A 17,960-nucleotide genomic window follows, 5' to 3' on the forward strand; every position below is an offset into this window, starting at 1 on the left:
GAATCGATAATTATTCAACCGCTTGCCGATATTATTCCAGCTCCCAAAGCTCAGGGTTGTAGCGGTAATAGCTGTGGCCATATTCATCGCGCAGCTTGTTGCTTTCGTCCAGATGCTCGATACAAATGCGCTTCGCTTCGGCCTGATCGCCAATAAGCAGCTTGTAGGCATTGCTGGCCAGCACGCTGCCGCCTTGCTTCAACGTCAGCGCAACCGAGAACTCGCCTGCCGCGTCAGCATCCACCTTCCATGCAATGTCGCTGAATTTGGCGGAGCTGTTAGAAGCGACTTGCGCCTCTATCGTTCCGCTCTGTACAACCTCGCCTTTATGATTGCTTAGCGTCCATTCCAGCTCGGTGTCCCCGTAGGCCTCATGGTAGTCATTCACAATCCACAGCTCGCCTTGGAACGTCTCGCCCGGGTTCCATCTTCTCTTCGCGAATGCCAAGCTTGGCAGAAGCGGCTGATAGCTCCTCTTGACATAGTCGAAGCTGATTTTTTTCTGACCATAATAATCGACAAGCCCCCACTTGATGTCAGGCCAGTGCGTAATGAAGTGACAGAGTGACACGCCGCTCATACGAGGCTTCCGTCTGCGGTACAATTCAAGGGCAAACTGCAGAATCGTGCCGTGGGCGATTTGAGTCGATTCCACGAACTGCTCCAGTGAATCCATTCTCTTATCGCCGAACACCTCAATGTTCAGTCCTTGGAGAATGTGGATATCGGCCCAGTGGTAGCCCCAGCTTGGTCCCATCGGCCAAAGCTCGTTCTCCGGAATAAACTTCCTCAGGCTTTCGATAGATGGCGCCGACGCCGCCGTCAATTCCGGAATGATGGAGCAATCCAGAGCCGGGTAATATTCCTCCATGAAGCTTCGGCCGCCGCCGTAATAATGCTCGTTGGCGTGCTGGGACTCCTTGGGCTTGAAGCCCATGCTCTGGCCGAACTCATTGCTAAGCGGCGATGCAAGCCCGTAAGGAACGGAGGTGTATGCCCCAATGGCAACGCCGATCGCTTCCATGAGCTCCTTGTTGCCGCTCTCAATATGAGCATCTGTGAAAAACACCTCTTCGCCGCCCATCCAATAAATATTGGAGGGGTGATTGCGGCGAAGCTTCACAATTTCAATACATTCCTTCGCTACCGAGTCTACAAATGCGGGCTCATTGGAGAAGGCTTGTGTAGAGAACGTGAAGTTCGTCCACACTGTAATGCCGAGCTCATCGCACAGCTTATAGAAGGTCGGAATTTCCGGCGGATGCCAGCCGAAGATACGCAGATTGTTGATATTGCTCTCCTTCACCAGACGAAGCAGATGCTCATATTTCTTCGTGCTGTTCCGTCCATACAGGAAGGACGGCTGGCCGCCCCAGCATGCCGAGCGCAGGAATTGGCGCTTGCCGTTAATAACGAAGGTCCACGGATATTCCGACTCCGCTTCGGTGAAGCCTGGATTCTTCTCCATCTGAATCGTACGGATACCGATTCTGTCCTCAACACGATCCTGCTCCGAACCGTTCTTCCGGACTGTAATTGCCATATCGTACAAATTCGGAGTGCCCATATCCCAAGGCCACCACAGCTTAGCGTCCGCAACGTCTACACTTGCCTTCACAGTATGGCTGCCGGCTTGAACCTCTGCCTCCACCGTACGAGTGATCGTCTCAGATTCGAAATTATGGCCCTTCAACGCGATCTGGAGCTGGACGGTTGCCGACTCTGCAGCCATATTGTCGAGCTCAACCTCCACATGAACGGCAGCGCCCCCATCCTTAAGCTCGGACTCGGTGCGATAATTCACAATGCGCACATCCTCAGTAGCCACGAGGCGTACGGGACGCCAGATGCCGAATGGCACCAGGCCGGTGAAATAATCGCCAGAGAAGTTCACCTTCTTGCCGCCGACATTGCGGAAATTCTTCGGCGGCGGGTCCAGCTTGACCGCCAGCTGATTGGAGCCGCCAGCCCATTCATCAAAGTTGAGGTACTGGCTGACCTCGAAGGAGAAAGGAGAGAACATGCCCTCATGACTGCCCAGCAATTGGCCGTTCAGCCATACGGTGCAGCTGTAGTCAACGCCTTCAAATTCCAGATGCACCTTCTTGCCCTTCATATCCTGCGAGACGTTGAACCTGCGAATGTACCACCACTCATATTCCTGCACCCACTTGGCCTTGTGCATGTTGCGACCGAAGTAAGGATCCTCCAATTCACCAGCGCGCTGCAAATCCGTGTATACATCCCCTGGCACAGAAGCATAATTCCAGCTGAATATAACACCCTGCCGCTCTGCCGGAAGGATATGGAACCCTTCTCGTTCCCCTTCGCCTACTCTCATCTTCTCCATCTGCCAGAGCTTGCCGCTTAAATCTTTCACTACACGTGACATGCCATAACCTCCCATTATAGGTCCATATTTTAATACAGAACAACAATCCGAAAATTTTGTTTTTTTAATTATTTTCGGAACATTGTTCCGTTTTTAGTTGATTATACAGTTGGATAGGCTAGGCGTCAATACGTTTTTACTCATCTTCCTTAAACACAGGTCTTAAGGTGAATTGGAAATCAAATTGCTTCTCCTTCAGCTGGTACTTATCCATCAGCTTGGGACCACATGAGTGCGAGCCTACCCCGCTCATCTTGTAATCGAGCTGAACGATCGTTTCCTTCCTCTGCTGAAGCTCATACGTATGCTTGGCTGCCGTCAGATCCTGAGGCAAATAACGGGAAGCGTTCAACGAGAAGGGTTCTGTACCGTCCAGCAGCAGCCCCATGCCCAGCTCATTGGATACGACAGCCCAATCCGTGCCCCATCTGGAGCCGTTCTCTTGCGGCATAATATAAGACTCGCCCATTTCCTCAACGCGCTGTACATATCTGCCCTTGCGTACGCTCTGACGCTTGTCCACATAGCTCTCATGCGGTCCATAACCGACATACTCCACCGTATTCATGGCTGCCGGCAATCTTAGCTGCAAGCCGAAGCGAGGCAGGAAGTCTATCTCCTTCTTCACCTCTGCGCTTGCCTTCACCGTTACCGCGCCTTGGGCATCGAACAGCCACTGGGCTGACCCTCGCACAATAGGCTTACGCGTGTAGAGACCCAGGGAAAACTCAACGGTCACGACAACCTCGCCCTCGGCACGCTGCTCCCAATCACAGCGATACACCTTCATGCCGGCATGCTCCAGCCCTTCATATTGCCATCTCGCGACCAGCGGTCTGTCGTTATCTAGAGGCGCTCGCCACATATTGAAGGATAGAGGCTGCTCCAGCAGCGCCACCCCGTGCCTTGTCAGCTGATCCGGCATACCCTTCCGCAGATCGAAGGAATGGCTGAAGTCAAAGCCAGTAATAAGGAGCTTACGCTCCACCTCCAGCACTTGGATGGAGGTATGAGAGGCCTTGTTTTCAAATAGCTTGGAAGCACCGCTGCCAACACTTGCCGTCAGCTCAAATTGCTGGAACATGATTTCATGCCCACGCTCCGCCCACACGTTTTCCTCCTCCAGGCAGCAGGATATGGTCAAGCTAACCGCATCCAGAGTGAACAGCTTCGGTTGCAGCGGAAGCTCCACCACTTCTCCGGTATGCGGAGCCGTTCGCAAGTCCCGAAGCTCGCCTTGCTGGAGGATCACGCCCTCACGCTCCACCTTCCAATAGAAGACCAAATGGGAGAGGTCCACGAAGTCATACAGATTGCGAATCTGCAGCCGGCCCTTCTCCAGCTCAACGGCATCCATCCGAACAGGCGCTATGACCTGCTTCAGCTCCAGCAGGCCGGTATGCGGCGTACGATCGGGAGCTACCAGGCCATCAATGCAGAAATTGCCGTCATGCGGCTTCTCGCCGAAGTCGCCGCCGTACGCATAATACGTTTCGCCATGCTCGGTTTCCCTCTCAATGCCGTGGTCGCACCATTCCCACACACAGCCGCCCATCAGCTTTGGCTCGGCGTAGATGACTTTCCAGTAGTCCAGCAAATCGCCGGGGCCATTGCCCATGGCGTGGCTGTATTCGCACAGGAACAGCGGCTTCAGCTTCGACTCATCCTTGGCATAGGCTTCAATCTCCGGAACAGATGCATACATGCGGCTTTCCATGTCCAACGCGCTTGTATCGGGATGACCCAGGTACAGGGAGGCCCCTCCTTCATAATGAACAGGCCTTGCGCTGTCCCTCTCCCGCGTCCACTTCGCCATGGCAATATGATTAGGACCGTATCCCGACTCGTTGCCCATCGACCAGATCACCACGCAAGGGTTGTTTTTATCGCGCTCCACCATGCGAACCGCCCGATCGACGAAGGCCTCCTCCCAATCAGGATTGTTGGACAGCTCATGGAAGTCCGTATAGGATTGCATCCCAAGCCCTTTGGCCATATTGTCCCAGTTATCGGCGATAGCCAGCCCATGGCACTCCAGGTCCGCTTCGTCCACTACATAGAAGCCGTATTCATTGCAGAGCTCCAGAAATCTGGGATCATTGGGATAATGAGATGCCCGAATGGTATTGATATTGTGCCGCTTCATCACCTGAAGATCCTGAATCATATGCTGCAGAGGAATGGTCTGGCCAAGGCTTGGATGGGAATCGTGGCGATTGACGCCCTTCAGCTTCACGGGAACGCCATTGATCTGGAACACGCCCTCTTGAATCTCCACTCGGCGGAAGCCAACGCTGAAGCGCAGCACCTCTTCACCCGAGGACAAAAGCAGCTCATACAGCACCGGCTGCTCCGCACTCCAGAGCTGCGGGTCCAGCACCTGCATATGAAGCTGTCCCCCTTGTTGCCCTATTTCACCTTGCGCCGCAGCTATTTCAAGGCCGCTTGGATCTCGCAGAACAGCTTGTACAACGGCACCGCCGGCCATCTCCAGCTCGATATTCAGTTGAGCCTCACGGTCGCCGTTCAGCAGCGTTGTACGCACGAACACGTCGCGAATATGCGCCTTATCCCTCGCCAGCATATAGACATCCCGGAATATGCCCGTATATCTCCATAAATCCTGATCCTCGAGGTAAGTGCCATCACAAAATTTCAGCACCATAACCGCCATCCGGTTAACGCCAGAGACAAGGTGCTTGCTGATGTTGAACTCGGCAGGCACCCGGCTTCCTTGGCTATAGCCGACGAAGCTTCCGTTCACCCATAGATAGAAGCACGCATTCACACCCTCGAACACCACATATTTTTCCTTCTCCGTCCAATCCGGTGAGAGGTTGAACTCCCGAATGTACAGCCCTGCGGGATTGTCGTCCGGCACAAAGGGAGGGTCGCATGGAATGGTGTAGTTCAGATTGGAATAATGCATGCCGTCGTAGCCGTTATTCTGCCAGCAGGAGGGGACTAATAGGGAGGACCAGCTTCCTGCATCATAGGCCGCTTCATAGAAGCTGTCGCGAACCTCCTCCACACTGGCGTAGTATTGGAATTTCCAAGCGCCATTTAAGGTCTGATAATAAGGAGAGCGCCCTCTCTTCCGGGAGGCAGCTCCATCGGCATCCGCATGCGGAATATAATAAGCTCTTGGCTTCTCGCGGTTTATGTGCAGTGTACGGGGATCTTCCCAATATTTATCGATTTCCAACAAAGGTATCACTCCTATAATAGTTAGACTATTCCCTTAAGGGAGACGAAGAGCACCCGTTTCCGAAGGACCCGAGTGCTCTATGTGTTATTCAGCCGGGCAAGACATCAATTGCCATCAGCAGCAATCCAGTCTGGATAGCTGGTTCTCACCCGATTGGCGATCCATTCATTCACATCGCATAGATCTGCAACAGGCTGCTTCGTAAAGGCAAGCGTCGGCATATAGGGTACTGGCCCAAATTCAGGCGTCATCGTGCTTACAGCTTCCCCCTGCGACTGGCGACGGCTGAACATCCGCTTCCACCAGCCCTCGAAGCGTTCCCGCTCCATGCTCCATTCCGGTGCTGCAGGATGCGGAACCTGCGGGCCCTGGGAGAAGCCGATTCTGCCATGGATATGATGGGTGTGTGCGATGGCAAGCTCAATCTCCTCCTCCATGTCATGAAGGAGAGATTCACATACATTCGTCCAATGGCTGAAATCTGCCGTAATTCGCAACTCCGGGAACTTATGCAGCAGTCTTGCCGTTGTCCACGGCGAGAACATGGCCCGATGCCTATGTGTCTCGTGTGCAACTATTATACCGTTGTCCCCCTCTATTCGGAGCGCCGCCTCGAAGAACCGATCCTGCTCATCATGGCTCATACGATCCCGGGCGCTGTGCGAAACAATGAGCTGGGGCTCGAAGCCGGCAGCTCTCTCCACCTGCTCCTTGAAGGATTCAATATGATCCTCACCGCCAGTGAAAATCTGGGCGATATAGGCAAGCGAATAGGTCTGAAGCGCTTCGCGGAAGGCCGCCTCCTGCTCTGGCAGAGGCATTGGCGCTTCAATGCCGGTATACCCCGCATCCGCCGCTCGCTTGAACTGCTCGCTATAGGTGCCTTCCATCCCCCAGAGCGCTTTGTATAGATGTAATTTCATGGATTTCACCTTTTCTCAGCTCTGCAGTCGCAGCTTGTATTGATCAGGCTGGAGCGAACCCGCTTCCGTTATAGGATCGTATATGGTCACTATGCGTCCATGGAATTGGTCCGCCAGTCCCTCCGCCAGCTTGTAGGCGCATGCCGGCGCTTCCTGAGGATTCGCTACGCCATTACGTATCCATTCCTCCATATCAGGGAAATACCGTTTCCCTTCCGGCGTTGCTCGCAGAGCTCTTGTCATCTCCGAATCATTCAGTCCTGGATTCAACGCAAACACCTTGATAGAAGCTCCCGTCTCCTCCAGCTCCTCCGCCAAATTTTCTGTAAATCTGGCAACCGCCGTCTTTGCCGTTCCATAAGCGTTGCTGTTCTTCATCGCATGAGTGGTTCCGCCGCCAATTAAGTTGACGATGCGGCCGAAGCCCTGTCTCAGCATCATGGGGACAATCGCATGGACGCCATAGAAGGTTCCTCTAAGATTAATATCCACATCTTCTCCCCACGTCTCAGGGTCCACCTCCCATGTCGGTCCAATCGCTCGATTCACGCCTGCATTATTGATCCAGACATGAACAACCCCAAGCTCCGACTCCAGTCGACGGACAAGATCCTTCATCTCCTCATACCTGCGAACATCCACCTGGAGGACTCTTCCTGGCGTCGGGAAGGCTGCAAGCTCCTCCTGAAGGGCATTCATGCGATTGCGATCCCTGCCCGTGCCAATGACTTGATAGCCTTTATTCCCAAAATAAAGCGCCATGTTGCGGCCAATGCCGCTTGTAGCTCCCGTAATGACAACAGTCTTAGTCTCACGCGTCATGGGATCCCTACTTTCATGTCAGAGTGCTATCTGCCCATCCATCCGCCGTCCACCGTAACAATCGTCCCGGTTACGTAATCGGATGCGGAGGAAGCCAGATAGATAACAGCTCCATTCAGGTCCTCCGGTCTTCCCCAGCGAGCTGCAGGTATCCGGCCCAGAATTGCCTCATAACGGACAGGGTCCCCTCTCAGTTGCTCCGTATTATCCGTCTCGATGTAGCCGGGAGCAATCGCATTCACCTGAATGCCGCGCGAGGACCATTCATTCGCCAGCGCCTTGGTCAGCTGTCCAATGCCGCCCTTGCTCGCTGCATAGCCAGGCACGTTAATGCCGCCCTGATACGTAAGAAGAGACGCGGTGAAAATAATTTTGCCCACTCCACGCTCCAGCATGCCTTGTCCGATCTCCCTGGCCAATATGAATTGGGAGTTGAGATTCACTTCGATAACATGATCCCAATAATCATCGGGATGCTCCGCTGCCGGCTTGCGCATGATGGTGCCGGCATTGTTCACCATAATATCGATATCAGCATGTTCTTCCTTCAGCTTGGTGATAAACGCGTACAACGCGTTGCGGTCGCTGAAGTCGCAGGCATAACCGGCGAAGCTTCGCCCTGCCTGGCGCACCTCCTGCTCCACCTCGCTCCCTGGCTCCAGGGTTGCGCTTACGCCAACAATATCCGCACCAGCCTGCGCCAGCGCAATCGCCATAGATTTGCCGATGCCCCGCTTGCAGCCCGTCACCAATGCTTTTTTGCCCCGCAGTGAAAATAAATCCAATATAGCCATCCCGCTACCTCCCGCTTAATTGCACTGAATAAGAACCTTCATCACGCCGCTGCCGGATTCCATCTGCTGAAAGCCCGCTTGAATCTGCTCGATAGGATAGACCTCGCTGATCAGACGATCAAGCCCAAGCTCGCCGCTTGCCGCAAGCTGAATCGCTTGCTCGAAGTCCTTATGCTCATACACGCGCGCGCCGAACAGCTGAAGCTCTCTCCAGAAGAAGCGATGCAGATCTACCGGGACAGGCTTGCTGAATATGCCAACAATGACAATACGTCCTCTAACCTTCGGCAGCTTGGTCATGACCTCAGCGCCAGCCAGAGAGGAGGTCACCTCGAACACAACATCGGCGCCTTTGCCGCCAGTTGCTTCCTGCACATACTCCGCCAAATCCCGCTCCTTGGAGTTGCATGTTTCGAAGCCAAGCTCCTCCAACAGCTGGAGACGATATGGATTAATCTCCGCTACAACTACCCTTGCTCCAGCAGCACGGGCAACAAGCGCTATCAACGTACCGATGGGCCCTCCGCCGATTACAACGGCATATTCGCCCTGCGCTACTTGACCCAGTCGAACGTCATGACAAGCTACGGCGAGCGGCTCAATCATCGCGCCATGCTGCAGGCTGAGCTCATCTGGCAGCCTATGCAGCGTGCTTGCGGGAACGGTCCAATAGGATTGGAACGCGCCGTCTGTCTCGATGCCCATGAACTGCAAGCGATGGCAGATATGGCTGCAGCCATCCTGACATGCCGGACATTCTCCGCATGGCCCCAGCGGCTTCACCGTAACCTTGTCGCCCGGCTTATAGTCCGCAACCTCGCCGCCAACACGCTCGATGACGCCCGACATCTCGTGCCCCATCACTTGAGGCAGCTTCACACGATGGTCCATGTGGCCGTGATAAATATGCAGGTCCGTTCCGCATATGCCCGCATAAGCGACCTTGATCTCTACCTCGGCAGGCCCTGGCTCTCTGCGCGCGCCTGTACCCACTACAATGCTTTTGTTCCCCTCATAGAATGCAGCTTTCATTGCCATCCACTCCCTATTAGATGTTTAAAATAATTGCTTGTAAGGCTGAAGCAACTCCCACCGGAACACCACTCCTGTGCCCGGCACATCGGGCGCGACGGCTCTTCCATCCTGAATAACAAGCGGCCGCTTCGTATATTGATCAATCGGGAAGCTGTGCACCTCCAGATACGACGCGTTCGGCATCGCCGACATTAAGCTGACGTGCAGCTCCTGCATGCCATGTGTGCACACAGGCAGATTGTAAGCGTAAGCAAGATTCGCAATCTTCAGCCAGCCCGTTACGCCGCCAATATTGGACGCGTCAGGCTGCGGGAAATCAATGTTGCCGCGAGTAATCATGTTCACGAATTCATAGACGGTATGGAAGTTCTCGCCTGCCGCGATAGGCAAGCCGCCCTCCGCGCCGATCCGGCGGTAGCCGTCATAATCGTCTGGAATTGTCGGCTCCTCCAGCCAGAAGATATCATGTGGCGCTAACAGTTTAGCAGCCTTGATGGAGGTCTCCACCGACCATTTCATATTGGCATCCACCATGAAGGTGCGGTCAGGTCCAATCAGTTCTCTAACGGCTGCTACACGCTCGATGTCCTCTGCCAGACGCTCTTGTCCCAGCTTGATCTTCACGGCCTGGAACCCTTTATCCATATACCCTTGAATATTAGCTAACAGCTTCTCCTTGTTGAAATTGAGATCAATAGCTCCCGCATAAGCCTTCGTGGAGGAGGCATGGCCGCCGAGCAGCTTCCACAGCGGCTCGTCGCAGCTCTTCCCGCGTAGATCCCAGAGGGCGATATCAACAGCCGAGATGGCAAATGAAGCAATGCCGCCGCGCCCTACATAATGAATCTTCCAATTCATCTCTTCCCAATGCTTCTCGATGCAGCTGGCGTCCTTGCCCAGCAGGAACGGCTTCAGATCATGTTCGATCATCTGACAGACCGCTCTTCCACCTACGCCGCCCGTGTAGGTATAGCCGACACCTTCACTGCCGTTCTCCAGACCAATCGTGACGGTAATTAATTCGAAATGCGAATGAATGCCGTGCCGCGCATCTCCCAATTGCTCCGAGAGAGGCACGAGGAAATAATCGATTTGAATATGAGTAATTCGTTTTCCATTAGCCATTATGATCACCCTCTATTGTCAATGATCGGAAGTCAAACGTTCCAATTAATTAAATGTTATTACACTAAATATATTAAGTCAACAATAAATCGGAACAATGTATCATTTTTATTTCAAGATTGACTCATTTCAAAACATTATTTAAAATAACGGAATAGAGATGAAGCGAAAGAAGGTGTTTCCTTTGAGCATGGAAACGAATAAAACGAGCTCCACCTTAGAACGCGCGCTATTCCTGCTTGAGCAACTGGCATTAAATAAGGGTGGATCAGGAATCGGAGAATTGTCGGAAGCGACTCGACTTCCCAAGAGTACGACACACCGTATACTGGAGACACTCATGAAGGCGGGTTTTGTTATGCAGGAGCCGTCAACGGAGAAGTATTTTGTAGGACTGAAGGCTATTGAGATCGGGATGGCCGGCCTTCATAACATCGATCTGGTAGAAGCCGCGATTCCTCATCTTCAGGATCTGGCTGCACAGACGGGTCAAACCGCGTTCCTTTCCGTATACAATGAGGGCGAGGTTATCTATATCTATAAGGTAGACGGGAGCGCATCCGTTATTATGAATGCGATTCTCGGCTCTAGAAACCCCGTTCATTGCACGGGTCTAGGGAAAGCCATTATGGCTTACTTCTCACTTGAAGATGTCGACAAAATCATCAGCGAGAAAGGGCTTAAGCAATACACTCCAACTACAATTACAGACCATCAGCAATTTCTTCAAGAGCTGAGCAAGATCAGACAGACGGGCATATCCGTCAATCGCGAGGAATACGACGAAGGCTTAAGCTCTATCGCCGGACCCGTGTTCAACTATACAGGAAAAGTAATCGCGGCCATTAGCGTAGCGGGACCAACCGCTCGCATCTTCGACAAGCAGGATGAACTGGAGGCGCACGTCAAGGAGAAGTCTTCCCTGATCTCCAAGCGATTGGGCTTCGCACCCTCCATGCGCTCTGTCTATCTCTCCTAAATTCTCGTATCGTCGTCAGGAATGGCTTGCCGATATGACAAAAAGCCGAGTGTCTGCAGCAGACAGCTCGGCTTTTACCTCTTAATCCTTTTCTCGCTGCGCTTTCTTGCCTAACCAGAGCACCTCAGGGTTCACCTTATTCGCATAGTGATGCTTGTAATCCTCCACCGTTCTGAATTTTAGAATATGGTTCCACTTGGAATGGACGTTATGGCACAAGCCCCAGCGAATGCCCTCAAGCGGACTGCGTTCTGTATCCTCGGTCCGGAATGGCCCCGCCGCCTCTGGCGGATTTTTAATGACGGCCTCAATCTCAAAGTTAATGCCATCATGTGCATATTGGATCGTATTTTTCTCCGGACCGTCTGTCGAGAGAAGCCCCGCCATGCCCCCACGATAGTGCCAAAGCAGCGTCTCATGACCGCTATTGGTCACCGGATTGTATTCCGATTTCACGTACGGACCCTCCGGATGATCGGAGATCGCAACGCCCCACTTTGTCGTCCTTCCGCCGAAGGTCATCTCTTCGCCCTTCTGCTCGCCCTTATAATAGAGCCAGAACTGGTTATTATAATGGAAGAGAACAGGATCATGCACCTTCAGGCTGTCGAAGTCGCCCTTATGCTTCACGGTCAAACGATTATCGCCATCGCCGAACCATTCGCCGTTCATCGCAGGACGAAGAATCGGCACATCCAGCTTGCGCCAAGGTCCCTCTGGCGACTCAGCGATCGCCATGGCAATATTTTCGTATTTCCTGAGCAGGTATTGGCCTTCAATAACTTGATACACCAGATAAAACTTGCCGTCATGATGCAGTATCTCAGGCGTGAACACACTTCGGTCATCATAAGAGCCCTTGGGACCCCGGCCCACTGCAAGCCCTTGCTCCGTCCAAGTCTTGGAATCCGGAGAGGTTGCATACCACACCTCAGATTGATCCCACGGGAACACCTTAGCTTCCGGGTCGCCTGTATTAAAGCCTACAGCTTCGCCAACGGACTTCGTATACCATACATAATAAAGCTTTCCCACCTTGATCACACTGCTGGGATCACGGCGATGAACGCCCTCTTCATAGCCCAGACCATCAACCGGCTCATACGTAAACTCACAGAACCAGTCGGCATTTTTCGTATATTGTTTGCCTCGAATCGTTGCAGCGCTTTCTTTTTTCATGTTTAAACATTCTCCCTCCTGGATGATATAAGACAACAAACCATTTAATTAATAAATTTCTTTGAAATTCGGAATTCATTTCATTTTTATTGATACTTGAATTATAACCCTCACTTGTATTTTGGTCAACAAGCTAGTTGTCCAAACAAGCGATTTCTCCATACCAAGCCGATAGCAAGGAAGAACCCCCGCCTGCATACAGGTAGGGGCTCGCTATCTTAGAAGCTTATTCGCTCTTCTTATAAATAATCGGGTTCAGCTTGCTTGCCGCAAGATCGCCAGGTACAAGGCTCGGCAGCCATTTCTGCAGATCAGTCTTGCGAGCGTTCGTGTCCGGCTCTATGACCTTCGCGTCATCCGCGTAATAGATGACTGTCATGACCTCGCGCATCGTGTTTGTCGGATTGCCTGGAGCGCTATGCAGCGTCCAGCCATAATGCCAGGTTGCGTCGCCCGCTTCCAGTGCACCGTAATTTTCAACCTCAAGACCTTTGGCTTCAATATATTGACCCAGCGTTTTCTGAGATTCATCGGAGATTGCTAGCTTGCTGATGTAGCCAAACTTGTGGGAGGCGTTCGCAAAGTTCATCGAGCCTACTTCCTCTGATACAGGAACAAGCGGCATCCACATAGTGATGAAGTTATCCGTATCTACAGGCCAGTAGATTTGGTCTTGGTGCCATGGAGTAATTCCACCGCCCGGCTCCTTGAACAGCGCTTGATCGTGGTAGATGCGAACGCCGTCTACACCAAGCAGCTCAGCAGCAATCTTGGCGAATCGGCGTGCAAATACGAAGCGTTGGATTTCCGCGGATTTCTCCCAAATGTTCGAAACCTGAATGAAGGCTTTGCCGTAAGTGTCCCGCTCCTCGATCGGCTTGTTATGATAATTCAGCTCCTTCACCTTCTCACCGATGATGGAACGGTATACACCCACCTCTTCGTTGGATGCGACTTGACTCAGCTTAATATGTCCCTTTTCCTGGAACTGTTGAATTTGCTCCATCGTGAGTCCATAATCACTTGATAGTTCTGGCAGATTATTCAAATCCGACATTCCCATTCACTCCTCATATTGTTGTTCGACTCTTGATATCCCATATGTTATCATGGGTATACTTGTTTGTATTTGAACGATTGAGGTCAATAGTTGCACTTTACCGACTTATGAAACAGGGGGAGTTCAGAGTGCAAGCAACAGCTGAAATCAGACGATTAAATCCGGTTGTCCATTGGGCGCAGCAGCATCGGCAGGCCAAGGAGCGGCTTATTGAGCGGCGTATTCGAGATTTCGAAATTCTGCTGCTGGAGCATGGCGAGGTCGAGGTTCAGATTGAATCGGAGGCGCCCTTCCGCGTTCAGCCTGGCCAGTTCTTTCTGCTGCCCGCGAAGCTCAGGCATCGTGTAGAGGTGCTGTCGCAGCCAGACGCGTTGTTTCTGGGCGTTCACTTTGACTTCTACAATGAGCTCTATATCGCGAAGGACGAAGACATCATTGTCTCTCTCGATCATAACGAGGACGATCATCATTATGGCAGCATGCCTCAGACGCCGGAATTTCTGGAATGGATAAACGCTGGCAGCCTGCATGCGACCTCTGAGGTTTACAGCCTGCTGGAAGCCGTTATACATGAATTCACCCATCGGCCGGCAGGCTATATGATGTGCTGTCAGGGCCTGCTGCTGCAGCTATTCGCTCATCTGTCGAGAGCCATTCATCAGCGTCAGCGGGGGGGCGCAAGCGCGGGCATGCAGCTGGCGATTGCTGAATTAGCCACTGCTATTGAGCAGAACGCAGGGGAACTGTGGTCCAATGAGAGAATGGCAGACATGCTGAATATTAATGTGGATTATATGGGACGTCTGTTCAAAAAAATCATGGGCATCAGTCCCAACAAATTCGTCCAGCAGATCCGTCACACCCAAGCGAAACGACTGCTCCGCGATACCAACGACACGATCGAATGGATCGGACATACGATCGGCTACACGGATGTACATTATTTCGTTCGGATCTTCCACAAGTGGGAGGGCATGCCGCCAGGCGAATATCGCAAGTTTTGCAGGCTGCTGTAGATGGAAGATGCCAATGGAGGAGCAGACAATGCAGCTATCGCTATTATAATAAAGTTCATTTTTGACATCCTCGCATCTTCTCCTTTCCGGTTTTCCCCCTAGTGATTGAACTTATTACTGCACAAATGCTTCGTCGTTTCATCCACCTCGAACTTCTGAATATAATGCCATTGGCTGTTAATCTCATGACTGAGTCCCCAGCGCAGGCCTTCCAGCGGATGAATATCAGGATGCTCCGTACGGAACGGGCCTCCCGCTTCCGGAGGGTGCTCGATAAAGGCTTGAATTTCGAACTGCAGCCCGTCCTGAGCGAATTGGATCGTGTTGCGTTCCGGTCCATCTGTCGTCAACAAAGCCGCCATGCCTCCCCTGTATGGCCAGAGCAATGTCTCATGGCCGCTGTTCGTTATCGGATTGTAGACCGATTTGGTATAAGGCCCCTCCGGTCGGTCCGCTACAGCGACTCCCCATTTGGTTTCCCTGCCCGCGCAGGTTAGCTGCTCACCCATAGGATAACCTTTATAATAAAGCCAGAATTGATTGTTATAAAAGAAAAGACATGGATCATTGGTCTTATGGCTGTCGAAGTCGCCCCTGTGCTTGACTAGGTGGCGGTTGTCCACATCTCCGAACCACTCTCCATTGCTCGCAGGTGACAGGATCGGCTCATCAGCCTTCAACCATGGACCGTCAGGAGAGCTCGATTGAGCCAGTCCGATATATTCCTTGGAGCGTCTCAAATAGGGATGCTTCACGACCTGATAGACAAGGTAATACTTGCCGTTATGGGCCAGCACCTCAGGTGTAAATACGCTTCGATCATCATAAGCGCCGGGCTCTCCTCGACCTACTGCGAGGCCCTGTTCATGCCAGTTCACCCCGTCGTTGGATATTGCATACCAAATCTCGGACCAATCCCATGGCCATACCTTGGCATCCAAATCGCCAGTATCATAGCCGACGCTTGGACCCGAGGATTTGGTATACCAGACATAATAAACCTCTCCGATCTTGATTACACTGCTGGGATCCCGCCGGTGAATGCCTTCCTCATATCCCAACCCCGTTACAGGAGCATATTTGAACTGGCAATACCAAGTGCTGTCCTTCCCATACTCGCGTTCTCTTGCTCTGCGCATAGCCAAGCTTTCTTGTCTCATGATTAACACTCCTCTTATATACTTTAATTTCATCTTATATCACCCTATTTTCATATGACATGCAATAAACTATCATAAAGGATATACTTTATTTCATTGGAGAGGGCCGGCCATGATCGAAATACTTACCGGGGAAATTCAACTGCTTCATTATCATTATTGGGAGAAAAAACAAGTTTTTCGGTTTGAAGAAGACACTTACTCCTATTGGGTAGTTTTCGCTGTTCAAGAAGGACGCTTTCGCTACAAATTAGGCGACAGCGATGATGGGGAAGCCATTAGCGGCGATTGGGTCATTTGTCCGCCGGGGACATCATTTGGTCGCGAAGTTATACACCCGCTCAGCTTTTTTTATTTAGGCTTTAATTGGTCAACGCCGCCATCTAACCTTCCGTTGGGCAAACTTACTTTCACCGACCAAGAACGTCTTGCCTCTGCTTATCGCTACCTGCAACAGTTATACGCTCTCCCACCCGAGCAGGCCATGTTATGGCGGAACCGCTTCGTTCAAGAAATTTGGGATGGTTATGTCCTGCAGCAGCTTCTTCCAGAAACAGCAGATCGAAACGCCAAAGATTCGCTTATGCTCAGCGCACGCCGCAAGCTCCGAGAGCAGGCCTTTCAATGCCTATCATTGAAAGCGATCGCAGATGAATTAAGGTTAAGTCCCGTCCAGTTTACACGACGCTTCAAAGTTGCGTTTGGCTGCTCCCCCTCCGAGTACGTTCGGCAGCTTCGCCTCGACCACGGGAAACGACTCTTGATGGAAAGCACTCTTACCGTGGATCTGATCTCGCAGGAGTGCGGGTATGAGAATGGCTTCTACTTCAGTCGAGTATTTTCCCTTCATATAGGGATGAGCCCCTCGAAATACCGAAGGGCTCATCGATTGTGATCGCTTATCTGATTCAATTCCACCCTCGCTGCCCCTTTTATTAACTCAGCGGCACTTTTTTTACCGCAGCGCTGAGCGAATGGACATGCTGCGCGGCAAGTTGATCTTGCGCATGCCGCATACCGTTCTTTGACTGGTTTGGATGGCTCCAACACTGCATGAGATATATCCGACATTCTAACAGCTCCTATTCCGTGAAAGTTTGGTTTAATTCTCCTTATCATACTTAAATGTATGAATTCTGTATTTGAACAATCAAGCTTAATCGTTGCAGTATTCCGACAAACAACAAGGGCTGGCAGGTTCATCCCACACTTCCCCTTGAACGTTCGAATGAAGTGGCATACTATAGAGTTATGAATCGGTTTAAAATGGAGGCTATCCGCGCTCATGACGAATAAAAAATATAAAGCTCCCGCTGCCGAGAAGGTGCTGGATATTCTGGAGCTAATGGCTAGAGAAAACAAGCCCTTTTCGGTTACGGAGATCAGCAATTCATTATCCATAACGACTAACTCAGTCTTCCGAATCTTGAAGGAGCTTGAGGAAAAAAAGTATATTCAGAAAAAAGAGAGTGAAAGCACCTACCAGTTGACCGGCAAGCTGTATTACCTTGGCAGCTCTATCGCCAACCGGATTACGCTGAAGGAAGTAGCGGAGCCTTCCATGCGGGCTCTTAGAGATGGCACGAGGGAAACGACCTTGCTGACGAAGCCTAGCTCGCTGGGTAGAACACTGGTTGTCGATCAACTGGAGAGTCTGGAACCGATTAAGTTTCTCTCGACTGTCGGCTTGGAGTATCCCTCCCATACCTCCGCCATGGGCAAGGCGATGCTGGCCTACAGCCCGGACCTGCTGGAGCTGTATTTGGCCCATCACGAGCTCGAACCCGCAACTCCGGGCTCTATTGCCGATCCGGCGAAGCTCAGAGAAGAAGCGGAGCAGATTCGCGCGCAAGGCTATGCCCTCGACATGGAGGAATCCTGTGAGGGCCTTCGGTGCATCGGCGTGCCGATTATGAATGCGGCTGGGCAGCTAGAAGGAGCCATTGGTGTATCCGGTCCCATCTTCCGAATGTCCAAGAAGACGATGGACCGATATATTGGGCTCGCTTTGCAGCAATCCAAAGCGATTTCCGAGCAGTTGGGCTACAGGAGTCCTTAGCGGATGAAAGTGACAAGCTACAATTCTGTGATTTCTCCTGATGAGGCCGGAGTTACAGTGTAAACTATGTCCATCAACTCCTCTTTCAACAACCAGAAGAAAAGCCCGGAAGCACAAAGAGGCCACTGAAGAATTTTCGTTACTCTTCGCTGGCAAGTTAGGCAAAAGTAAAAAAAGCATCCCGCCCCATTTTTCGGGGGCGGGATGC

14 protein-coding genes are annotated in these 17,960 nt (G+C 51.9%); 4 read left to right on the forward strand and 10 right to left on the reverse strand.

Annotated elements, in window-relative coordinates:
* Positions 1 to 31 precede the first annotated feature (31 nt).
* The 7 genes from KJW29_RS18800 to KJW29_RS18830 all read right to left on the reverse strand — a co-directional run bounded on the left by KJW29_RS18800 (position 32) and on the right by KJW29_RS18830 (position 10,299).
* Positions 32 to 2,392 (reverse strand): glycoside hydrolase family 2 protein, encoded by a 2,361-nt coding sequence (locus KJW29_RS18800; protein ID WP_209071874.1) that lies wholly within the window; start codon positions 2,390 to 2,392, stop codon positions 32 to 34.
* A gap of 136 nt (positions 2,393 to 2,528) precedes the next feature.
* Entirely contained in the window at positions 2,529 to 5,609 is a 3,081-nt protein-coding gene (locus tag KJW29_RS18805; RefSeq protein ID WP_343222603.1) for a glycoside hydrolase family 2 TIM barrel-domain containing protein, read from the reverse strand.
* A 95-nt stretch (positions 5,610 to 5,704) separates the two neighbouring features.
* Complete coding sequence (locus KJW29_RS18810; RefSeq protein WP_209071876.1) at positions 5,705 to 6,523, reverse strand: sugar phosphate isomerase/epimerase family protein; 819 nt, start codon at positions 6,521 to 6,523, stop codon at positions 5,705 to 5,707.
* Positions 6,524 to 6,538: 15 nt separating this feature from the next.
* A complete protein-coding gene (locus tag KJW29_RS18815) occupies positions 6,539 to 7,345 on the reverse strand; it encodes an SDR family oxidoreductase (protein WP_214625731.1) in 807 nt (268 codons plus the stop codon).
* Positions 7,346 to 7,371: 26 nt separating this feature from the next.
* A complete protein-coding gene (locus tag KJW29_RS18820; RefSeq protein WP_087568982.1) occupies positions 7,372 to 8,139 on the reverse strand; it encodes an SDR family oxidoreductase in 768 nt (255 codons plus the stop codon).
* Positions 8,140 to 8,154: 15 nt separating this feature from the next.
* Positions 8,155 to 9,171, reverse strand: coding sequence for a zinc-dependent alcohol dehydrogenase (locus KJW29_RS18825; protein WP_087568983.1), 1,017 nt, complete (start codon positions 9,169 to 9,171; stop codon positions 8,155 to 8,157).
* Between the two features lie 24 nt (positions 9,172 to 9,195).
* Positions 9,196 to 10,299 (reverse strand): mandelate racemase/muconate lactonizing enzyme family protein, encoded by a 1,104-nt coding sequence (locus tag KJW29_RS18830; protein WP_209071878.1) that lies wholly within the window; start codon positions 10,297 to 10,299, stop codon positions 9,196 to 9,198.
* 190 nt (positions 10,300 to 10,489) lie between these two features.
* Here KJW29_RS18830 and KJW29_RS18835 point away from each other — a divergent pair, with 190 nt between their 5' ends.
* A complete protein-coding gene (locus KJW29_RS18835; RefSeq protein WP_209071879.1) occupies positions 10,490 to 11,278 on the forward strand; it encodes an IclR family transcriptional regulator in 789 nt (262 codons plus the stop codon).
* A gap of 81 nt (positions 11,279 to 11,359) precedes the next feature.
* Here the strand turns inward: KJW29_RS18835 and KJW29_RS18840 are convergent, their stop codons facing one another.
* Together KJW29_RS18840 and KJW29_RS18845 are read right to left on the reverse strand one after the other, a co-directional pair.
* The gene (locus KJW29_RS18840; RefSeq protein ID WP_209071880.1) at positions 11,360 to 12,457 is read right to left on the reverse strand and encodes a glycoside hydrolase family 117 protein; all 1,098 of its coding nucleotides are present in this window, start codon (positions 12,455 to 12,457) and stop codon (positions 11,360 to 11,362) included.
* Positions 12,458 to 12,683: 226 nt separating this feature from the next.
* Positions 12,684 to 13,514 (reverse strand): phytanoyl-CoA dioxygenase family protein, encoded by an 831-nt coding sequence (locus tag KJW29_RS18845; protein WP_209071881.1) that lies wholly within the window; start codon positions 13,512 to 13,514, stop codon positions 12,684 to 12,686.
* A gap of 131 nt (positions 13,515 to 13,645) precedes the next feature.
* On the opposite strand from KJW29_RS18845, the gene KJW29_RS18850 reads away from it, so the two are divergent.
* Positions 13,646 to 14,533 carry a helix-turn-helix transcriptional regulator gene (locus KJW29_RS18850; protein WP_209071882.1) on the forward strand — a complete coding sequence of 296 codons (888 nt, stop codon included), beginning with the start codon at positions 13,646 to 13,648 and terminating at the stop codon, positions 14,531 to 14,533.
* A gap of 98 nt (positions 14,534 to 14,631) precedes the next feature.
* Here the strand turns inward: KJW29_RS18850 and KJW29_RS18855 are convergent, their stop codons facing one another.
* The gene (locus tag KJW29_RS18855) at positions 14,632 to 15,693 is read right to left on the reverse strand and encodes a glycoside hydrolase family 117 protein (RefSeq protein ID WP_209071883.1); all 1,062 of its coding nucleotides are present in this window, start codon (positions 15,691 to 15,693) and stop codon (positions 14,632 to 14,634) included.
* 112 nt (positions 15,694 to 15,805) lie between these two features.
* On the opposite strand from KJW29_RS18855, the gene KJW29_RS18860 reads away from it, so the two are divergent.
* Together KJW29_RS18860 and KJW29_RS18865 are read left to right on the forward strand one after the other, a co-directional pair.
* Entirely contained in the window at positions 15,806 to 16,588 is a 783-nt protein-coding gene (locus tag KJW29_RS18860; protein ID WP_209071884.1) for an AraC family transcriptional regulator, read from the forward strand.
* Between the two features lie 390 nt (positions 16,589 to 16,978).
* Positions 16,979 to 17,752, forward strand: a complete 774-nt coding sequence (locus KJW29_RS18865) for an IclR family transcriptional regulator (protein WP_209071885.1) — start codon at positions 16,979 to 16,981, stop codon at positions 17,750 to 17,752.
* Positions 17,753 to 17,960: the final 208 nt, after the last annotated feature.

The organism is Paenibacillus agaridevorans, from assembly GCF_018604145.1.
GTDB classification, from domain to species: Bacteria; Bacillota; Bacilli; order Paenibacillales; family Paenibacillaceae; genus Pristimantibacillus; species Pristimantibacillus agaridevorans.

Coding starts and splice junctions, on each gene's coding strand:
- KJW29_RS18820 (WP_087568982.1), bottom strand. CDS start 8,139: ATGGCTATATTGGATTTATTTTCACTGCGGGGCAAAAAAGCATTGGTG.
- KJW29_RS18835 (WP_209071879.1), top strand. CDS start 10,490: ATGGAAACGAATAAAACGAGCTCCACCTTAGAACGCGCGCTATTCCTG.
- KJW29_RS18855 (WP_209071883.1), bottom strand. CDS start 15,693: ATGAGACAAGAAAGCTTGGCTATGCGCAGAGCAAGAGAACGCGAGTAT.
- KJW29_RS18865 (WP_209071885.1), top strand. CDS start 16,979: ATGACGAATAAAAAATATAAAGCTCCCGCTGCCGAGAAGGTGCTGGAT.
- KJW29_RS18845 (WP_209071881.1), bottom strand. CDS start 13,514: ATGTCGGATTTGAATAATCTGCCAGAACTATCAAGTGATTATGGACTC.
- KJW29_RS18815 (WP_214625731.1), bottom strand. CDS start 7,345: ATGACGCGTGAGACTAAGACTGTTGTCATTACGGGAGCTACAAGCGGC.
- KJW29_RS18810 (WP_209071876.1), bottom strand. CDS start 6,523: ATGAAATTACATCTATACAAAGCGCTCTGGGGGATGGAAGGCACCTAT.
- KJW29_RS18830 (WP_209071878.1), bottom strand. CDS start 10,299: ATGGCTAATGGAAAACGAATTACTCATATTCAAATCGATTATTTCCTC.
- KJW29_RS18840 (WP_209071880.1), bottom strand. CDS start 12,457: ATGAAAAAAGAAAGCGCTGCAACGATTCGAGGCAAACAATATACGAAA.
- KJW29_RS18860 (WP_209071884.1), top strand. CDS start 15,806: ATGATCGAAATACTTACCGGGGAAATTCAACTGCTTCATTATCATTAT.
- KJW29_RS18825 (WP_087568983.1), bottom strand. CDS start 9,171: ATGAAAGCTGCATTCTATGAGGGGAACAAAAGCATTGTAGTGGGTACA.
- KJW29_RS18800 (WP_209071874.1), bottom strand. CDS start 2,392: ATGTCACGTGTAGTGAAAGATTTAAGCGGCAAGCTCTGGCAGATGGAG.